16 protein-coding genes are annotated in these 17,362 nt (G+C 61.7%); 4 read left to right on the top strand and 12 right to left on the bottom strand.

All coding sequences use genetic code 11. The features are described from left to right. Positions 1-11: 11 nt before the first annotated feature. Positions 12-224 (bottom strand): hypothetical protein, encoded by a 213-nt coding sequence (locus ACMGGN_RS05490; RefSeq protein WP_115274318.1) that lies wholly within the window; start codon positions 222-224, stop codon positions 12-14. After that, entirely contained in the window at positions 221-691 is a 471-nt protein-coding gene (locus ACMGGN_RS05485; RefSeq protein WP_039602828.1) for a hypothetical protein, read from the bottom strand. The genes ACMGGN_RS05490 and ACMGGN_RS05485 overlap by 4 nt, the downstream gene beginning before the upstream one ends. 307 nt (positions 692-998) lie before the next feature. Here ACMGGN_RS05485 and ACMGGN_RS05480 point away from each other — a divergent pair, with 307 nt between their 5' ends. After that, complete coding sequence (locus ACMGGN_RS05480) at positions 999-1,184, top strand: hypothetical protein (RefSeq protein WP_080952080.1); 186 nt, start codon at positions 999-1,001, stop codon at positions 1,182-1,184. A gap of 7 nt (positions 1,185-1,191) precedes the next feature. Here the strand turns inward: ACMGGN_RS05480 and ACMGGN_RS05475 are convergent, their stop codons facing one another. Further along, on the bottom strand, positions 1,192-1,386 hold the full coding sequence (locus ACMGGN_RS05475; RefSeq protein ID WP_046785199.1) for a hypothetical protein: 195 nt from the start codon (positions 1,384-1,386) through the stop codon (positions 1,192-1,194). A 182-nt stretch (positions 1,387-1,568) separates the two neighbouring features. Further along, positions 1,569-1,973 carry a TraR/DksA family transcriptional regulator gene (locus ACMGGN_RS05470; RefSeq protein WP_043213866.1) on the bottom strand — a complete coding sequence of 135 codons (405 nt, stop codon included), beginning with the start codon at positions 1,971-1,973 and terminating at the stop codon, positions 1,569-1,571. A 499-nt stretch (positions 1,974-2,472) separates the two neighbouring features. On the opposite strand from ACMGGN_RS05470, the gene ACMGGN_RS05465 reads away from it, so the two are divergent. Continuing rightward, complete coding sequence (locus ACMGGN_RS05465; protein ID WP_414156509.1) at positions 2,473-6,804, top strand: hypothetical protein; 4,332 nt, start codon at positions 2,473-2,475, stop codon at positions 6,802-6,804. A gap of 45 nt (positions 6,805-6,849) precedes the next feature. Here the strand turns inward: ACMGGN_RS05465 and ACMGGN_RS05460 are convergent, their stop codons facing one another. The 7 genes from ACMGGN_RS05460 to ACMGGN_RS05430 all read right to left on the bottom strand — a co-directional run bounded on the left by ACMGGN_RS05460 (position 6,850) and on the right by ACMGGN_RS05430 (position 14,520). Then, complete coding sequence (locus ACMGGN_RS05460; protein WP_115274315.1) at positions 6,850-7,623, bottom strand: enoyl-CoA hydratase; 774 nt, start codon at positions 7,621-7,623, stop codon at positions 6,850-6,852. 13 nt (positions 7,624-7,636) lie between these two features. Further along, positions 7,637-8,764 carry an acyl-CoA dehydrogenase gene (locus ACMGGN_RS05455; protein ID WP_404601418.1) on the bottom strand — a complete coding sequence of 376 codons (1,128 nt, stop codon included), beginning with the start codon at positions 8,762-8,764 and terminating at the stop codon, positions 7,637-7,639. 8 nt (positions 8,765-8,772) lie between these two features. Next, positions 8,773-9,966, bottom strand: coding sequence for an acetyl-CoA C-acyltransferase (locus tag ACMGGN_RS05450; RefSeq protein ID WP_115274313.1), 1,194 nt, complete (start codon positions 9,964-9,966; stop codon positions 8,773-8,775). Positions 9,967-9,978: 12 nt separating this feature from the next. Further along, entirely contained in the window at positions 9,979-10,746 is a 768-nt protein-coding gene (locus ACMGGN_RS05445) for an SDR family NAD(P)-dependent oxidoreductase (protein ID WP_115274312.1), read from the bottom strand. Positions 10,747-10,759: 13 nt separating this feature from the next. Further along, entirely contained in the window at positions 10,760-12,403 is a 1,644-nt protein-coding gene (locus ACMGGN_RS05440) for an AMP-binding protein (protein WP_414156508.1), read from the bottom strand. 178 nt (positions 12,404-12,581) lie between these two features. Beyond that, positions 12,582-13,592, bottom strand: a complete 1,011-nt coding sequence (locus tag ACMGGN_RS05435) for an AraC family transcriptional regulator (RefSeq protein ID WP_115274310.1) — start codon at positions 13,590-13,592, stop codon at positions 12,582-12,584. Positions 13,593-13,656: 64 nt separating this feature from the next. Beyond that, positions 13,657-14,520 carry a LysR substrate-binding domain-containing protein gene (locus ACMGGN_RS05430; RefSeq protein WP_119687466.1) on the bottom strand — a complete coding sequence of 288 codons (864 nt, stop codon included), beginning with the start codon at positions 14,518-14,520 and terminating at the stop codon, positions 13,657-13,659. Between the two features lie 134 nt (positions 14,521-14,654). Here ACMGGN_RS05430 and ACMGGN_RS05425 point away from each other — a divergent pair, with 134 nt between their 5' ends. Both ACMGGN_RS05425 and phnX read left to right on the top strand, forming a co-directional pair. Further along, positions 14,655-15,761, top strand: coding sequence for a 2-aminoethylphosphonate--pyruvate transaminase (locus tag ACMGGN_RS05425; RefSeq protein WP_115274308.1), 1,107 nt, complete (start codon positions 14,655-14,657; stop codon positions 15,759-15,761). A 34-nt stretch (positions 15,762-15,795) separates the two neighbouring features. After that, the gene (gene phnX, locus ACMGGN_RS05420) at positions 15,796-16,623 is read left to right on the top strand and encodes a phosphonoacetaldehyde hydrolase (protein ID WP_115274307.1); all 828 of its coding nucleotides are present in this window, start codon (positions 15,796-15,798) and stop codon (positions 16,621-16,623) included. Positions 16,624-16,731: 108 nt separating this feature from the next. Here the strand turns inward: phnX and ACMGGN_RS05415 are convergent, their stop codons facing one another. Further along, a complete protein-coding gene (locus tag ACMGGN_RS05415) occupies positions 16,732-17,292 on the bottom strand; it encodes an NADPH-dependent FMN reductase (protein WP_046785211.1) in 561 nt (186 codons plus the stop codon). Between the last annotated feature and the right edge of the window lie 70 nt (positions 17,293-17,362).

Genomic DNA, 17,362 nt, shown 5'->3' with positions numbered 1-17,362 from the left:
GTGCGGCACGCTCATTCCTGGGTGATCCGCTGCAACTCCCGGCGCACCATGGCGACGTAGGGAGGCGGGCCTGATTGATAGAGCTGGGCCGCCACCCAAGTCAACCAGGCGGCCTGCATCTCATCGCGCCGCGCCAGCAAACGTTCTGCCTGAGCCACGGCCATGGCCTTATGTTGTCGATGGAACGCGGCACGGCTGCCATCCGCCTCCTGCCCCTCGTTCATTCACTCGCCTTGAACGTGGTCAACTCGCCCTTGCGCCATTTTGCGACCTTACCGGTCACGGCCTTGAGCAGCTTGCCAAGGCCCTCTTGGACTTGCTGTTGAGCCGCGAACACCAGCATTACGCCTTGGCCTTCACGGAACACGATACCTTCACCCTCCGGCACCGAGACAAAGGCATAGTCCCCCACGCCGTAGACGTTCAGTTTGATCTCACGAAAGCGCATTTCCAACTTGCCGCCTTCACGACTGGGCAATACGGCAGCACGAAAGTGGTCACCCACCTTCAATTCCAAACGCTGCTTGTCATCGACCACCAACGCACTCTCGGTGTCGATTTCGGCCATATAGAGGCCTTCAGGGTTCTGCTCGGTGACATAAACGAAGCGGCCCTGAAACAGCTTGGCCAACTTACCGCGCAAATCGCCAAGGGCGAACAAAGCGTGGGTATCCAGAGTACTGACTGCCAATGAAGTAATCCTCAAACCGGTAACATCCGCCCCCACTCACCACCGGTGAGGCACGGCCCTTTCATTTCGATAGGCGAAAAGAGTAATGAAGCGATGTGCATAACGTCTGTGCCTTCTGGCTATACAGCATGGAGGAAACTTTACTCCTGCTTGCCAGACTTTGCCCAAATGGCGGGTTTAGGCACATTCCCCAACCGGGAAGCGTAATGCCCTACAACTATTCCGTCAGAAAAGATGCGATAGATAACGCCAGGCCCTTCGGCAGAACGGGCTCTGCAATCCATCAGCGCATTACTGGGAAAGAAATATGCACGAAAACACAGAAACACGTCGAGAGGCAAAGCGCATTTATTCTCGCTCCATACCGCGTTACGTCGTCATACCTGCCGGCATCGAGTTCTTCCACGTCACTGAAAGCGCTACCGGCAGAGTAAAGGGGTTTCGACGTCGTCACCATGAAGCCTGCGAACTGGCCCGTAGCCTCGAAAACTGAACCACAGTCAGGCAGCGCGGCCTTTCTCCAGCTGTTTAAGCCAGGCCGCCTGACACTCCAGCGCCTCACCACGTGTTGCATACGCAGTGCCGCGACGCTCGCCATTCACCAGCACCACCCAACATACTCGGCGGCCCAGCGCCTGCAGGGTAGCGGGCACACCTGAGCCAATCATCACGGCCACATCGACTCGGCTATTCATCATTCCCTCCGGAATTTACTTAGCAACCTAACGATAGAGCCATGATACGCCCGCCAACACGCCGGAGAAAGCCAACATTGGTACAGCAGTATTGCGCCAGCAGCAACAAAGTGGCCGGTACAAGGTAGCAAGCGCAAAAAGCCCCAAGGATCGCTCCGTGGGGCCTGGCACACAACGCTCGGTCAGATCTGGCGCTGGTGGCGATCGAGCTGCTCGTGGCGCTCCTGGGCTTCGATGCAGTACTTGGTGGTCGGGCTGATCAGCAGGCGCTGCAGGCCGATCGGCTCACCACTGTCGTCACACCAGCCGAAGCTTTCGTCAGCGATACGGCCCAAGGCCATTTCCAACTGCGGTAGCAGGCGCTGGTCACGCTCGATGGCATTTACCAGCCAGTGACGTTCTTCTTCGACCGAGGCCACGTCGGCAGGATCCGACGGGGTATCCAGGCTTTCGATAGTGGCACGGCTCAGCTCGATGCGTTCATGGGTTTCTACTTTCATCGCCTGCAACAGGCCAGTGAAGAAGGCCAGTTGTTCAGCGTTCATGTAGTCATCGGCCGACATGGCCAGCAACTGTTCCTTGGTCATCGATTTCTCTATGAAAAAATGTGCATTTGGGCGATTCGTGTGTCGCCGACACCTGGGCATCGGCACCAGAATTCTTCAAGCGCCAATCGGCACTCTTTTGCAGGGGGCGGCAGTCTAAGGCCCCTCGTCGCAAGGGGCAACACCAATGACGGGGTAATTGAGCGAAATGACGTGGTTTGCGCCTGACGGGGGCGGTTTGCCGATTCGCGGTACTGCTGGCAGTACATCTGTATAGCCCCGACCCATCCCTCAGACGGTTTCATGGCGCCCTTCTCACACAAAGATCCCAGCCATGACGCCCTCTATCAGACTCCCACGCAGCCCCACATTGCCTTGCGCCGTTGCCGACAGGTTCGCAAGCCGCCCCACTCTGTTCGAAGTGGCTGCACGACTGTTGGTCGAGCACTGGCATGACTATGGCCTGGATACCCGCCTCGACCCATTGTCCCTGCAATTGGCCAGTTTCGGGCAGGTGGAGGATACAGCCTACATACGCCCTTTGTACCAGGTGCTGGTAGAGCGCTATTGCCGGCGCGAAACACTCAACCTGACTGCAAAGCAGGACGTACTCTGTCGCAACCATATGGTCGACCCGTCTCACCCCGTTCCGGTTGACCTACATGCGCTCGAAAAGCTCTTGAACGACTGCGGGCCCATCCTACTGGATACCTACCGCAGCGCGATCATTGACTACTGGTGCGACGCAGACAACCAAGGGGAAACCCCTTGGTTGTGGCTCGCCCGGCACCTGCAGGGGCTGCTGCGCAGTGCCGCCGAACAAGCCAGCGCCGAGGACCGGCTGGTCGCTGCAGAACCAGCACTCAAGTCCTTGTCCAAAGGAGCGGCCGGGCCTGCCGACCTGCTCACCCTTTCCAGCAGCCAAGGCATTTCCATCAAGACACTGGCATGCAACTTTTCCGCCGACTGGCAGCAAGACCCCTTCCTCGCCAGCGCTCTGCTGATCGAACGTGCCGAGGCACCTGGCCAACAGCCCTTTACCCTGTTGTTTACCCCAGTGGGGCGGCTACTGTCGTTTTCTTCGCGCGCACAGTTGCTGGAGGGCATCGCTCGGCACTGGCCAACAGTCTTGGCCAAGTCGCCGCCAACCGTGCACCTGGGCACTCCCGAGGGGCAGTTGTTCCACGCCCAAGCCGCAAACCTGCTGCAGCAACAACTGGAAGGCATGGACCTGGCCGCCTCTGCCTTCAATGACCAAAGCAGCGCGCAGCAGCTTGCCGACGCCCTGGATCGCCTCACCTCCATGGCGCATATATGCAGCATCAAAGACCAGGCCCGCCAGGAAGCGCTAGCCAACCAGTTGCCACGCTGGATACAGAATGCAGCGCCCCTGGCCTTGATCGTTTATAGCTCGATGCTTAGGGATGTCGCTCGTAACACCTTCCAGGCCGAGGGCAGGACTTGGTTGAGCGGCGTGCCAAACGCACAGGCGTTTGCCTGCGAGCGCCTGGCCGAACTGATCCGCCGTGATCACCCGGAGTCCACCTTGGTTCCAGCAGCTGTGCGCGTGATCAATCATCAGGTTACCTCGACCGGGATCCCGCTTCCTGGCGAAATATCCAACGGTGGGGCCATCAAACCTGTCAGCTTTACCCTGGCACAGCTGGCCATCGCCAATCTAGGGCTGCTCCGACCTGGCGAAGTCACATTGGAAACCACAGACGGTCAAGCCATACCTGGCTGGCTCGACACGCTGGCACTGCGCGCCCTGATAACCGAGGCGGACATTGGTGCCACCTACCCTGCGCGGTTACGCGCGCTGCTGCTCGATGACGTGAAGACGCGCGCCAGCCGCGAAAGACTGTTCGCAAAACAGCTGAGCACACAACTGCCAACAAAGATCATGAGCAGTTACCTTGAGCATGGTCGGCCCACGCCGACGGCAGTGCTGGCAACGGAGCAGGTCTTCGCGCCCCTGCCCAACGAGCACAGCACGTGGGTATTGCGGCCCTTGGGTCTGCTGCGAACGATGGACGCGGCCGCCGATCATCCGCTCAACACCTGGCTCATCGAGGATGACTCCCTGAAATGCACACGTTGCCTGCTGTACCGCCCCCTGCACAGCGAGCCAGTAGTGGAATACGCCGACCGCACCGCATTACTGGTGGCTATCGGGGAGGCCGGCGAGCTGCAGGATGATGTGCTTCATCGCCTGCCTGAGCTGGACCAGCGCATCTATGCCCACGGTGGCTTCAGGGAACCACACCTGTTCCACCCTCTGGACGATGACTGGGCGGTACCGTGGGGCAAGCCAGCACCCGTTACCTTGTCGCGCGAAGCCGCCATAGCCAATCCTGCGCGTGTCATTTACCAGGCCTGCGTGCTGGAGACCCTGAGCAACTTCAAGGCGCAATCGGCAAGCAGCGCGCAATCCCGCTGGCAGCGCTGGGAGGAACTGGGCTGGTTGCTGCTCAACACCGTATTACCGTTTGTCGAAGGGCCGCTGGCCGAAGCAGCCTGGCTGGCTCAGATGGAAACTGCATTCGCTCGCCTGTTTGTTGCCAGTGATCAAGCCGGGGCAGATAACCACACGGGCGACTGGATCCAACTGTTGGTCAATGTTGCTTTTCTGATCTTCACCCATACCATGAAGCGGCAGGAACTGGATCACCCGCTGGACGCACTTCATGCGCCTGGCCAACCTGATGTATCAGTATCGGTTCCTGTGGTGCTTACCCGCCCGACTCCGGCACAACTCGACTTCAGTTGGGCTCAGCCCACGCTCAGGCTTGACAACAACCAGGCCCGAGCGCTTGCCGCCCTGCGTTCAGATGTATCACCAACGGCGCTCGGCTCGCCGACTCCGAGTGGACCGATGCGTGGCTTGTACGTGCATGGCGGTCACCTCCTGGTGCAGATCGAGGCCGCGGTGTTCAAGGTTCAGTTGGACACGACGCTTGACCAGTTGCGTATTGTTGGCGGCGAGAAGGATGAGAAACCAGGACCATTGCTAAGACGCGACGAGGCGGGGCGCTGGCAACTGGACCTGCGCCTGCGTCTGCGTGGCGGCATGCCGCCTTCCAAGCGGATCGCCCAGCTTCGGGAAGCGCGTAAACAGAAGACTCAGGAGATGATCGAACGCGTGGCGAACGACTCTAAGAGCATCGCAGACCAATTGCCTTATCTGGACAAATTGCGCGATCTGGCAAAGCGTTCAGATGAACGGAGGGTGCTACAAAACTGCCTCGCCAAATTGCAGGCCTTTGAAACGTTGGTAAATGAACATATTCAGCGCTTTGAGCAACTGAATGAACTGGCGCCTGTGGCCGACTACAAGTCCAAGCGCGCCGGCACGCTCTATCATCACCTCAATTGCCAACTGCAAGTCAGTGATGTGCTAATGCGCCTATACAAACCCGAGCGAGCTCATCTGTTGGACATGATCGAGCACAAAAGCAAGGAGACACCGCAGGACCAGGCCATTCTTGCAACGCGGCTGGGTAACTTGGCACCACTGATCGATAGCCTGTTCGACAACGCCACCGCGTTCAATCTGACCCTGGAACAGCTACGGCAGCTGGCCAGCCCTTCGCTACCCAGTGCAATGAAGATGGTGGAAAAACTGCAGCAGTTGAAGCAAACCCCGCAAGGCAGATCGTCGCCCTTGCACTGGCGCCTGATGCGCATCGAAAACTGTATCAACCGCTTGGCGCTGGAGCCACTGGACGATGCGGGCCAATACTGGCTCAACCGTACATGGGGCAACCTGGAGTTGGCCATCGGCCAGCAGTTGCAGTTGAACAAACGGATCAACGCCAGTGACGAAGCCAAGCGTCGCTTGCTGGAAAATATCGTACAGCATCTGCAAAGTGCCAAACGCCAGGGGCTGAACCTGCAAAGTCAGTTCGACGAGCCTGCGATCCCCCCGGCCTTGATTACTTTACGTAGTGATATCAGGGAGTTGACCACAAACACGGTCAGCGAGCTCGCAGAATACCCCGAGCTGCCCCAAAGTAGCTCCGTAAGGCAGCTCAGCCAGCATTTGCCCGGCCTTATCGAAACCCGCGATGATGGGTTGCTGCTGGGCCAACCGCGTACCGACGACAACACCATCATCGATATTCCTGGCAGCGATGACGGCGCGGTTGTACGCAGTTACAAGCGAGAGAATGAGCAATGGCTGCCTACTCCTGCAGAGCAGCACAGGCCGGGGCCTCAGCCCCCCAGGAAGCTCAAAACACTGTTCAAGGAAAGCAACAAGCGCCTGGCCAGCGCCAGAAAGAGCCTGGCCGTCATGCAAGGCATCAGGGCCGACACCTGCCTGCCAGTGGAGATCGAGGAGATACTACTGCAGCATCGCGATGAACTTGACCGTCAACGCGCGGCGATCGAGCTGCGCTTGACCCGCGACAACCAGACTGACGAAAGCACTCACGGTGAAGATGCCGCGCTGATCATAAAAGACATCGAAGACGTGTCGGCTACGCTGACGAAGCAGGCGGTCGAGCAGCGAACACGTGTAGCGCTTTTGCAAAAGCCACGGATGGGTGAGCTAAGCTTTTTGCTCGAACATCATCAGGTACTAATCCGTAGCACTGGACCTAGGCGGCAACTGGCAAAGGTTGCAGGGCGGCCTGCTGATTACCTGCAAGAATACGCCATCAGCCATGATGGCACTGACCTCTGGTTCGCACATTTCCATTATCCGGACATTGATGCGGAGCGAACCGCCTACACCGCCGGGCATCTGAAAGCGGCAGAACAGCGCTATGCACAGGGCCGCCTCATAAAGGACGCGTCCGGGCCTGCGGTCGAGGTGTACCGCAGCCCGATCGACCTGGCTGCGGCCAAGCAGTACTTCTTCAACCATTAGCCGTGATCTCCGGCAGGGGCAGTTTCGCTGCACCTGCCGGCATGGTCAGCAGTCCTTGAACTGCGCATCACGCTTGGCAATGAAGGCAGACATACCTTCCTTCTGGTCTTGAGTTGCAAACGCCGCATGAAACACCCGACGTTCGAAGCGCACGCCTTCACTGAGAGTGACTTCAAAGGCCCGGTTGACGCTTTCCTTGACCATCATGCTCACCGGGATCGACTTGCCAGCAATGGTGGCAGCCACCTTCAATGCCTCCTCGACCAGTTCGGCCTGTGGCACCACGCGCGCAACCAAGCCTGCACGCTCCGCCTCCTCAGCCCCCATCAGCCGCCCCGTCAGGCACAGCTCCATGGCCTTGGCCTTGCCTACGGCCCGGGTAAGGCGCTGGGTACCACCCATGCCCGGCAGTACGCCCAGATTGATTTCCGGCTGCCCGAACTTTGCGTTGTCGGCCGCCAGAATGAAGTCGCACATCATCGCCAGCTCACAACCACCGCCCAACGCAAAACCCGATACCGCAGCGATGATCGGCTTGCGGCGATTGGCAATACGATCGGCATCACTGAACAGGTCATCGACGTAGATCTGCGGGTATTTGAGCTCGGCCATTTCCTTGATATCGGCACCGGCGGCAAAGGCTTTGGCAGAACCGGTCAGCACCACGCAGCCGATATTCGGGTCACGCTCGAGCTGGTCCAGGGCCTGGTTGATCTCACTGACGATCTGCGCGTTGAGCGCATTGAGCGCCTGGGGCCGATTAAGGGTAATCAGGCCGACCTTGCCGTGGATATCCAACAGGATGGTTTCGAATGCCATGCAGACTGCTCCTTCAAAGATTGCGCGCAATGACCATGCGCTGAATGTCGCTGGTGCCTTCGTAGATCTGGCAAACCCGCACGTCGCGGTAGATCCGCTCCAGCGGGAAGTCACTCAGATAGCCATAACCGCCTAATGTCTGCAAGGCATCCGAACAGACCTTTTCGGCCATTTCCGAGGCGAACAGCTTGGCCATCGACGCTTCCACCAGCGCAGGGCGCCCGGCATCGCGCAGTGCTGCGGCGTGCAGCACCATCTGCCGTGCCACGGCGATTCTGGTGGCCATGTCCGCCAAGCGGAAGGCTACCGCCTGGTGCTCAATCAAGGGTTTACCGAAACTGCAACGTTCCTTGGCGTAATCACGGGCCACTTCGAACGCAGCACGGGCCATGCCCACCGACTGCGAGGCAATGCCGATACGCCCGCCCTCAAGGTTGGCCAGGGCGATCTTGTAACCCTGCCCCTCCTCGCCCAGACGATTGGCAACTGGAACGCGCACATTGTCGAAAACGATCTGGCAGGTGTCGGATGCGTGCTGGCCGAGCTTGTCTTCGACCCGCGCCACCTGGTAACCCGGTAAGTCGGTAGGCACGATGAAGGCGCTGATACCACGCTTGCCTGCCTCTGGGTCGGTGACAGCGAAAACGATCACCACACCGGCGTTCTGCCCGGAGGTAATGAACTGTTTGCTGCCGTTGAGCACATAGTGGTCGCCATCCAGCCGCGCACGGGTTTTCAGGCTGCTGGCATCGGAACCGGCCTGGGGCTCGGTGAGGGCGAAGGCACCGATCATCGACCCGCTGGCCAGCGGTGCAAGGTACTGCTGCTTTTGCAGCTCGCTGCCGAACTTGAGGATGGGCACGCACCCTACCGAATTGTGCACACTCATGATGGTCGAGCAGGCGCCATCGCCAGCAGCGATTTCTTCCAGGGCCATGGCATAGGCCACGTAGCCGGTGTCACTGCCACCATACTGCTCGGGTACCAGCATGCCGAACAGGCCGAGTTCGGCCATCTCCTGGATGGCTTCCCGGGGGAAGCGGTGTTCCTTGTCCCATTGTTCGGCAAAAGGCTTGAGGCGTTCCTGGGCAAAAGCCCGGACCGCATCGACGATCTGTTGTTGCTCGTCAGTTACCAACATGGTTCACCTCAATACAGACATTCGACAGCCATGGCCGTGGCCTCGCCACCGCCGATGCAGATGGCCGCAACGCCACGTCGCAGGTTGTTCTGGCGCAGGGCAGACAGCAGGGTTACCAGGATCCGCGCGCCCGATGCCCCGATCGGGTGCCCCAGGGCGCAGGCACCGCCATGAATGTTGACCTTCTCGTGAGGCAGGTCGAGTTGCTTCATGGCGGCCAAGGTGACCACGGCAAAGGCTTCGTTGATTTCGAACAGGTCGACCTCGGCCAGATTCCAGCCAGTGCGCTTCATCAGTTTGTCGATAGCGCCGATAGGCGCCGTGGGGAACAGTGCCGGCGCGTCGGCGAAGGCAGCGTGCCCATGGATCACAGCCAAGGGCGTCAGACCGCGCTGCTGCGCCTGGGAGCGGCGCATGAGCACCAGTGCCGCAGCGCCGTCGGAGATCGAACTGGCGTTGGCGGCAGTTACGGTGCCGCCCTCACGGAACGCCGGCTTGAGTTGAGGGATCTTGTCCAGGCGCGCCTTGGGAGGCTGCTCGTCGTCCTTGACCAGGCGCTGTTCCTTGCCTTCGCTGACCTGTACCGGAACGATCTCGGCGCTGAAGCGGCCTTTGCTGATCGCCTCTTGGGCGCGGGTCAACGAGGCGATGGCGAACTGGTCCTGGGCTTGGCGGCTGAACCCGCCGGCCTGGGCGCAGTCCTCGGCAAAGGTGCCCATCAGGCGGCCCTTGTCGTAGGCATCTTCCAAGCCGTCCATGAACATGTGGTCGATGATCCTGCCGTGGCCCATGCGGTAGCCGCCACGGGCTTTGTCCAGCAGGTAGGGCGCGTTGGACATGCTCTCCATTCCGCCCGCCACGACTACATCGGAAGTGCCGGCCAGTAGCAGGTCATGCGCCATGATCGCGGCCTGCATGCCAGAGCCGCACATCTTGTTGAGGGTCGTGCACGTGGTGTGCTTGCCCAGGCCGGCGCCCAGCGCAGCCTGGCGCGCGGGGGCCTGGCCCAGGCCTGCCGGCAACACACAGCCGAACAGCACCTGCTCGACACTTGCGGCATCCAGCCCGGCACGCTCGACCGCAGCGCGAATCGCTGCAGCGCCCAATTGCGGCGCGGTAAGGCTTTTCAGGTCACCTTGCAGGCCGCCCATGGGCGTGCGCACGGCGCTGACGATGACAATCGGATCATTGGCGAGGGTCATTAGGGTCTCTCCTTACTTGGCAGCCATGCGCAGCGCACCGTCGAGGCGGATCACCTCGCCGTTGAGCATGCTGTTCTCGATGATGTGGCGGGCCAGCGCCGCGTATTCGCCTGGCCGCCCCAGGCGCGGCGGGAACGGCACCCCGGCGGCCAGGGAGTCGCGCACTTCCTGGGTCATGCCGGCCATCATCGGGGTTTCGAAAATGCCGGGGGCGATGGTCATCACACGAATGCCGTAACGCGCCAGCTCGCGGGCAACCGGCAATGTCAGGCTGGCGATGGCGCCCTTGGAGGCGGCGTAGGCAGCCTGGCCTATCTGACCGTCATAGGCGGCGATCGAGGCGGTATTGATGATCACCCCGCGCTCGCCGCTTTCGTCGGCAACGCCTTCGGCCATCGCAGCAGCGGCCAGGCGCAGCAGGTTGAAGCTACCGACCAGATTGACGTTGATGACCTTGGCGAAACTGGCCAGGCCGTGTGGCCCTTGTTTGCCCAGCACTTTTTCGGCACCGACGATGCCCGCACAATTGACCAGCCCGTGCAGGCTGCCAAAAGCCGTTACAGCGGCATCGACGGCGGCCTGGGCCGCTTGCTCGTCGCTGATGTCGGCGACCGCAAAGCGGGCGTTGTCACCCAGCTCGCGGGCCTTGGCCTCGACGGCCTGGGCATTGAGGTCAACCAGCATGACCTTGGCGCCGGCCTCGACCAGCATCTGCGCGGTGGCAGCCCCCAGCCCGGAAGCTGCGCCGCTGACGATAAAGTGTTTGTTGGCGATGTGCATGATCGGGTTCCTTTCAGGCGCGGGCAGGGGTGGCCTGTTGCGCTTGTTGTTTGGCAACTTCCTGATTGCGCAGGATGAAGCGTTGCAGCTTGCCGCTCGGGGTCTTGGGCAGCTCGCTGACGAATTCGATTTCCCTGGGATAGGCGTGGGCATACAACCGCTGGCGAACGTGCTGGCGCAGGGTCTCTTCCAGCTCGACACTACCGTGCACACCGCTGGCCAGCACCACAAAGGCCTTGATCAGTTCGGTGCGCTCCGGGTCCGGTTTGCCGATCACTGCGGCTTCGATCACCGCCGGGTGCTCGATCAGTGCGCTCTCCACATCGAACGGCCCGACGCGGTAGCCAGAGGTGGTGATCACGTCGTCGCTGCGGCCGACGAAGCTGATGCTGCCGTCGGTGTTCAACTCGACGGTATCGCCGCTCAGGTAATACTTGCCGACGAAGGCCTTGGTGGGCAGGCCGTGATAGCCACCGAACCAGCAAAGCGGCGACCGCTCCCGATCCACTGCCAGAATGCCAGGCTGCCCGGCGGGCAATTCGGCGCCCTGATCGTCCAGCACCACGATGCGGTGGCCTGGGATGGCGAAGCCGGCAGACCCTGCCCGCACGGGATGCTCAAGGCCGTGGTGGTTGCACAGCACCATGCCCAGCTCGGTCTGCCCGTAGTGGTCATGGATGGTCACGCCCAACTCATCGGCGAACCAGCGGATCACCTCGGGGTTGAGCGGTTCACCGGCACTGCTGACGACCCGCAGGCGGCCCTGGACCGGCGTTGAGAACGCCTTGCCAGCGGCGATCAGCAAGCGATATGCGGTGGGCGAACCTGCCAGGTTGGTGATGCCCAGCTTGTCGATCACCCGCGCGCAGCTTTCGACACTGAACGGGCCATCGTAGAAGGTGGTGGCGTGGCCCAGCGACAACGGCCCGGTGACCGCGTAGTAAAGGCCATAGGCCCACCCTGGGTCGGCCAGGTTCCAAAAGTTGTCTTGTGGCTGCAGGCCAATGGCATCGCGCATGTAGCCCTGGAACGCGACGATCGCGCGTAGCGGCACTTCCAGGGGTTTGGCAGGGCCAGTGGTGCCCGAGGTGAACATCAGCAGGAAGGGATCGTCGCCCGAGCGCATGACTGGCTCGCAATCGGCAGGGGCGGCATCGAGCAGGCGCTGGAAGTCCAGTTCACCCTCCTCAGCGCCGACGATGATCGGCACGGGGCACACGGCCAGATCGTCCAGCTTGGCGCGGTTGCCACGGTCGGTGACCACCACCTTGGCATGCGACTGCTCCAGGCGGTGCTCGATAGCTTTGGGGCCAAAGGCAGTGAACAACGGCTGGTAAACAGCGCCCAGGCGCCAGGTGGCGAGGATGGTCACCAGCAACTCGGGGGTGCGTGGCATCAGCCCTGCTACCCGGTCACCGGCCTTCACGCCTTGGGCCCTCAGGACATTGGCAAAGCGGGCCGCCATGGCTTGCATCTGCCCGAATGTGTAGAGCCTGCCATTGCCCTCTCGGTCCTCGTAGACCAGGGCGATACCACCTTGGGCCACATGGCGGTCACAGCATTCGACGCAGGCATTGAGGGCTGCAAGACTGCCGTGCAGGCCCATTGCGGCCTCGGCATGATTGAATGAAAGGACGGCGTCGCCATACTCGCGCATCGTCAGACTCCTGGGTTCTTATTGTTGGAGTGCACCATCGGTCTGACGATGTTCGCGCCGCCTGCCTACCCGGGCAATGGCCAAAGCTGTCAATCTGAATGAGCGTTTTGGCCGCGTGGCTTCTCAGCCTTCGCGATGCGCCAAGCGCCCGCCGGAGCATTGCTGGTGCAGGGCCGGTTTACACCTGCAGGAAGACACTGCGGTAATGCCCCGGATTGCACCCGAACCATTTGCGAAACGCCTTGTAGAACGAACTGCTGTCGGCAAAGCCCAGCCTCTCGGCGATTTCGCCAAGCCCAAGCTGCGGCTGCGCCAGCCAGGCAATCGCCAACTCGCGGCGAATGCTGTCTTTGAGCGCCTGGTAGTTTTGGCCCTCCTCGCTCAAACGGCGCCGCAAGGTTGACGCCGACATGCACAACGTTGCCGCCAGTTGCTCGGCGGCAGGCCACTGGCTGGGGGTTTGCTGGCTCAGCGTCTGGCGGATACGGCGGGCCAGGCTGTTCGGGTCGCGATACTTCACCAGGATGTTGCCAGGTGCCTCTGCCAAAAAACGCTGAAGCTCGTCCTCGCTGCGGCGCATCGGCATGTCAAGGCAGTCCCCGGCAATGATCATGCGGGTCAAGGGGCGTTCGAACTGCAGGTTTTCCGAGAACATCACCCGGTAGTCATCACAGAAAGGCGGCTCGGCGCACCGCAAGTCAATCGCAAGGATCGGAATACGCCGCCCTGCCAACCAGCAGGCGACGCCGTGGACGATCATCCAGAAGGTGAAATAGGTGAACGCACGCCGAGGCTGAGCATTGGGTTCAACGATGACGATTTCGGCCAGGCTTTTCTGGCGCACCAGTACCGGTTGCAGGTCCTGCAGCATCAGCGAAAGAAACGCCAACGCCGTTTCCACGCCAGCCTGCAGGGTGGGCTGGGCCATGCTCGCCCGGCACAGGAATGCCAGGCTTCCGGTACGCAGCCCACGCGGGTCCATGGCGAAGAATTCATCGTTGCAGCGTTGCGCCAGCAAGCGCCAAAGCCGGGAGTAGGCCTCGGCGCTGACGCGCGCATCAGCCTGGTCGAGTTGACCGATGTCGATGCCGGCCTGCGCCAGCAGGCCGGCATCCGGCTCACCCGCCGGGCAGGTCTGCAACAGGGCTTCGCGCACCAGTTGCATGGAGATGGTGTCTTTCTCGCTCATCGGCCCTCCTGGCTGTTGCGTGCCGCCCATGTTAGGCCCGCATGGAAAAAACACCAGCCTTGGATTACAGGCTGGCAGCCAGGGCCAGGAACGCCTGGATCAGCCGCAGCTCGCGGCGCCGCTCCAGGCACCCCACCAGGTGCTGGTTGCGCAAACCGTGCCCGGCCAGCGGCCGCGCCACCACACGTGGGTCATTGGCCACCTCGGTCGAGGAAACGACACCAATCCCAAGCTCCGACGCCACTGCCTCGGTGACTGCCTCACGGCTGTCCAGCTCCAGCAACACCCTGGGCCTGACCGACGCCTGGTCACACGCCTTGTCGAAGGTACGTCGGGTGGTCGAACTGGGTTCGCGCAGCACCATGATCTGCTCATGCAAAGCAGCCAGTGGCAAGTCACCCTGCCCGCTGGCCCAGGCATGGCCTGCCGGCAGCAGTGCGCACAAACGCGACTCGCAGAGGTTTTGCAAGTAAAGGCCCTTGCGCGGTTCGATTTCGGTCAATACGGCCACGTCGGCATGCTCTGACAACAAGGCGGCCAAGGTCTCCTGGGCATTGCCCAGGCGCAGGTTGACGGTGATCCCCGGGTAGCGTTCACGCAATAGCGCCAGCATCGGCATGACCCGGTGCGGCCCATCTGCGGCCACCTCCAGGCGGCCGGTGAGCAGTTGGCGATTGGCCTCGAGCATCGCCTGCGCCTCTTCGGCCAGGCCGAACATCGCCCGGGTGATGGCAGCCAGGCGGGTACCCTCCTCGGTCAGCTCGACCCGCCGCGCCGTGCGCCGTAACAGGGTGATCTGGTAGTGCTCTTCCAGCGCCTTGACGTGCCCGGTCACCGCCGGCTGGCTGATGAACAGGCGCGCAGCGGCACGGGTGAAACTGCCCTCACGGGCGACGGCGTCGAAAGCGCGAAGCTGGAACAGGTTCATATTTATCGGCCTGACTTATGGCTGGCATAACAACAAACAATTTGATTGATAGCTTAGTCAATTGCAACCTAGCCCCCGTAGTTTCAGCGCCAGCTTTTTCGGCTGACCACCTGCAGCTTGTGAGGAACCACGCAATGAGCAACGCCCCGATCCTGCTGACCCCCGGCCCACTGACCACCTCCCTGCGCACCCGACAAGCCATGCTAATGGACTGGGGCTCCTGGGACCGTGATTTCAACCAACTGACCGCCAGCGTCTGCGAGCAACTGCTGGGGATCGTCGACGGCAGCGCCAGCCACCACTGCGTTCCCCTGCAAGGCAGCGGCACCTTCGCCGTGGAGGCCGCCATCGGCACCCTGGTACCGCGCGATGGCAAGGTACTGGTGCTGATCAACGGCGCTTACGGCCAGCGCCTGGCGAAAATCTGCAAAGTGCTGGGGCGCAACTTCAGCACCTTCGAAACCGCCGAGGACCAGCCGACCACCGCTGCCGACGTCGACCGCCTGCTGGCGGCGGACCCCAGCGTGACCCACGTGGCGCTGATCCACTGCGAAACCAGCACCGGCATCCTCAACCCGCTGCACGAGATCGCTCAGGTGATCAAGCGCCACGGCAAGCGCCTGATCATCGATGCCATGAGCTCGTTCGGCGCCCTGCCGATCGACGCCCGCGAAATCCCCTTCGAGGCACTGATCGCCGCGTCCGGCAAATGCCTGGAAGGCGTCCCCGGGATGGGCTTCGTTTTCGCCGAGAAAACCGCACTGGCCGCCGCCGAGGGCAATGCCCACTCGCTGGCCATGGACCTGCACGACCAGCACGCCTACATGGCCAAAACCGGCCAATGGCGCTTCACCCCGCCCACCCATGTGGTTGCTGCCCTGCACGAGGCGCTGCAGCAGTACGCCGAAGAAGGTGGCCTGCCGGCGCGCCACCAGCGCTACGCCGACAACTGCAAGACCCTGCTCGACGGCATGGCCGCCATCGGCCTGCGCAGCTTCCTGCCAGCCGACATCCAGGCGCCGATCATCGTCACCTTCCACGCCCCGAATGACGCCCGTTACCAGTTCAAGGACTTCTACGAACGGGTCAAGGCCAAGGGCTTCATCCTCTACCCCGGCAAGTTGACCCAGGTCGAGACCTTCCGCGTCGGCTGCATCGGCGTGGTCGGGCCGGACGGCATGCAAGCCGCTGTGAATGCCGTGGCCGACGTGCTGCGGGAAATGGAAGTACTGGACATCTGACCCTCTGCCCATCCGATTTCAGGAAATAGCGCACATGAACTACAGCAACCCCACCCAGCTGCAAGCCGCCATCCTCGACTGGGCCGGCACCGTGGTCGACTTCGGCTCTTTCGCCCCGACCCAGATCTTCGTCGAAGCCTTCGCCGAGTTCGACGTCCAGGTTTCCATCGAAGAAGCCCGCGGCCCGATGGGCATGGGCAAGTGGGACCATATTCGCACCCTATGTGACGTGCCGGAAATTGCCGAACGCTATCGCAACGTGTTCGGCCGCACGCCGACCGACGAGGACGTCACTGCCATCTATAACCGCTTCATGCCGCTGCAGATCGAGAAGATCGCCGTGCATTCGGCGCTGATTCCCGGTGCTCTGGACACCCTCACCGGCTTACGCCGGGACGGCTTGAAAATCGGCTCCTGCTCGGGCTACCCGAAAGTGGTGATGGACAAGGTGGTGGAGCTGGCGGCCCAGAACGGCTATGTCGCCGACCATGTGGTGGCCACCGACGAAACCCCGAACGGCCGCCCGTGGCCGGCACAGGCACTGGCCAACGTGATCGCCCTGGGCATCGACGACGTGGCGGCCTGCGTCAAGGTCGACGACACCGTGCCGGGCATCCTCGAAGGCCGCCGTGCCGGCATGTGGACCGTGGCTCTGGTGTGCTCGGGCAACGCGCTCGGGCTGACCTGGGAAGGGTACCAGGCGTTGAGCGCTGAGAAGCTGGAGAGTGAGCGCAAGCGCATTCATGCGCTGTTCGCAGGGTCACGCCCGCACTACCTGATCGACACCATCAATGAACTGCCAGAGGTGGTCGCCGATATCAACCGGCGGTTGGCCAAGGGAGAGATGCCGCAGGCGTTCTGACCGATCTGTGTTGCAGCTTTCGCCCGCAAGCCGGCTTCCACAGCTACCCCGCCGTTTTCACGAACGGTGGGGTAGCTGTGGGGCCGGCTTACCGACGACAAGGCCGGCTCAAACCGCCCGGTTCAGCTTCACCCAAGAGGCAAACTTGTCGATGAAACCCTGCAGAAACGGCCGGGTCTTGTCATTGAGCTTGCCACTGTCCTCGAAAAGGCTGGCCGCCCCACCGATATAAGCTTCGGGCATCTGCATGCACGGCATGTCGAGAAACACCAGCGACTGGCGCACGGCATGGTTGGCCCCAAACCCGCCAATGGCGCCGGGCGAGACGCTCACCACCGCCGTAGGTTTGCCACCCCAGGCGCTTTGCCCATAGGGACGTGAGCCCACGTCGATGGCATTTTTCAGGCAGCCCGGTACAGAGCGGTTGTACTCCGGGGTGACGAACAGCACCGCGTCGCTGCGCCGGATCTCGTCGCGAAAGCGCCTCCACGGCTCGGGCACACCCGCAGCCTCGACATCCTCGTTGTACAGTGGCAGATCGCCGATTTCGACGATTTTCAAGGCAAGACTGGACGGTGCCAGCTCTGAAAGGGCACGGGCCACCTTGCGGTTGTACGAATCCTTGCGCAAGCTGCCGACGACGACCGCTACCGAATACACCTGGCTCATGGCGATTTCCAACCTTTGCTGGGTTAAGAGACGTTGTAGTTATAGATGACCATTGCTCGGCGCTTAGGTT

It is taken from the genome of Pseudomonas sp. BNK-30 (genome assembly GCF_047456185.1).
Classification (GTDB): Bacteria; Pseudomonadota; Gammaproteobacteria; order Pseudomonadales; family Pseudomonadaceae; genus Aquipseudomonas; species Aquipseudomonas putida_E.
This window is presented reverse-complemented; position numbering and strand designations above follow the sequence as displayed.

Bases quoted from the DNA above. Each gene is read 5' to 3' on its own strand.
- ACMGGN_RS05490 (WP_115274318.1), bottom strand. From the start codon at position 224: ATGAACGAGGGGCAGGAGGCGGATGGCAGCCGTGCCGCGTTCCATCGA.
- ACMGGN_RS05480 (WP_080952080.1), top strand. From the start codon at position 999: ATGCACGAAAACACAGAAACACGTCGAGAGGCAAAGCGCATTTATTCT.
- ACMGGN_RS05475 (WP_046785199.1), bottom strand. From the start codon at position 1,386: ATGAATAGCCGAGTCGATGTGGCCGTGATGATTGGCTCAGGTGTGCCC.
- ACMGGN_RS05470 (WP_043213866.1), bottom strand. From the start codon at position 1,973: ATGACCAAGGAACAGTTGCTGGCCATGTCGGCCGATGACTACATGAAC.
- ACMGGN_RS05460 (WP_115274315.1), bottom strand. From the start codon at position 7,623: ATGGCATTCGAAACCATCCTGTTGGATATCCACGGCAAGGTCGGCCTG.
- ACMGGN_RS05455 (WP_404601418.1), bottom strand. From the start codon at position 8,764: ATGTTGGTAACTGACGAGCAACAACAGATCGTCGATGCGGTCCGGGCT.
- ACMGGN_RS05450 (WP_115274313.1), bottom strand. From the start codon at position 9,966: ATGACCCTCGCCAATGATCCGATTGTCATCGTCAGCGCCGTGCGCACG.
- ACMGGN_RS05445 (WP_115274312.1), bottom strand. From the start codon at position 10,746: ATGCACATCGCCAACAAACACTTTATCGTCAGCGGCGCAGCTTCCGGG.
- ACMGGN_RS05440 (WP_414156508.1), bottom strand. From the start codon at position 12,403: ATGCGCGAGTATGGCGACGCCGTCCTTTCATTCAATCATGCCGAGGCC.
- ACMGGN_RS05435 (WP_115274310.1), bottom strand. From the start codon at position 13,592: ATGAGCGAGAAAGACACCATCTCCATGCAACTGGTGCGCGAAGCCCTG.
- ACMGGN_RS05430 (WP_119687466.1), bottom strand. From the start codon at position 14,520: ATGAACCTGTTCCAGCTTCGCGCTTTCGACGCCGTCGCCCGTGAGGGC.
- ACMGGN_RS05425 (WP_115274308.1), top strand. From the start codon at position 14,655: ATGAGCAACGCCCCGATCCTGCTGACCCCCGGCCCACTGACCACCTCC.
- phnX (WP_115274307.1), top strand. From the start codon at position 15,796: ATGAACTACAGCAACCCCACCCAGCTGCAAGCCGCCATCCTCGACTGG.
- ACMGGN_RS05415 (WP_046785211.1), bottom strand. From the start codon at position 17,292: ATGAGCCAGGTGTATTCGGTAGCGGTCGTCGTCGGCAGCTTGCGCAAG.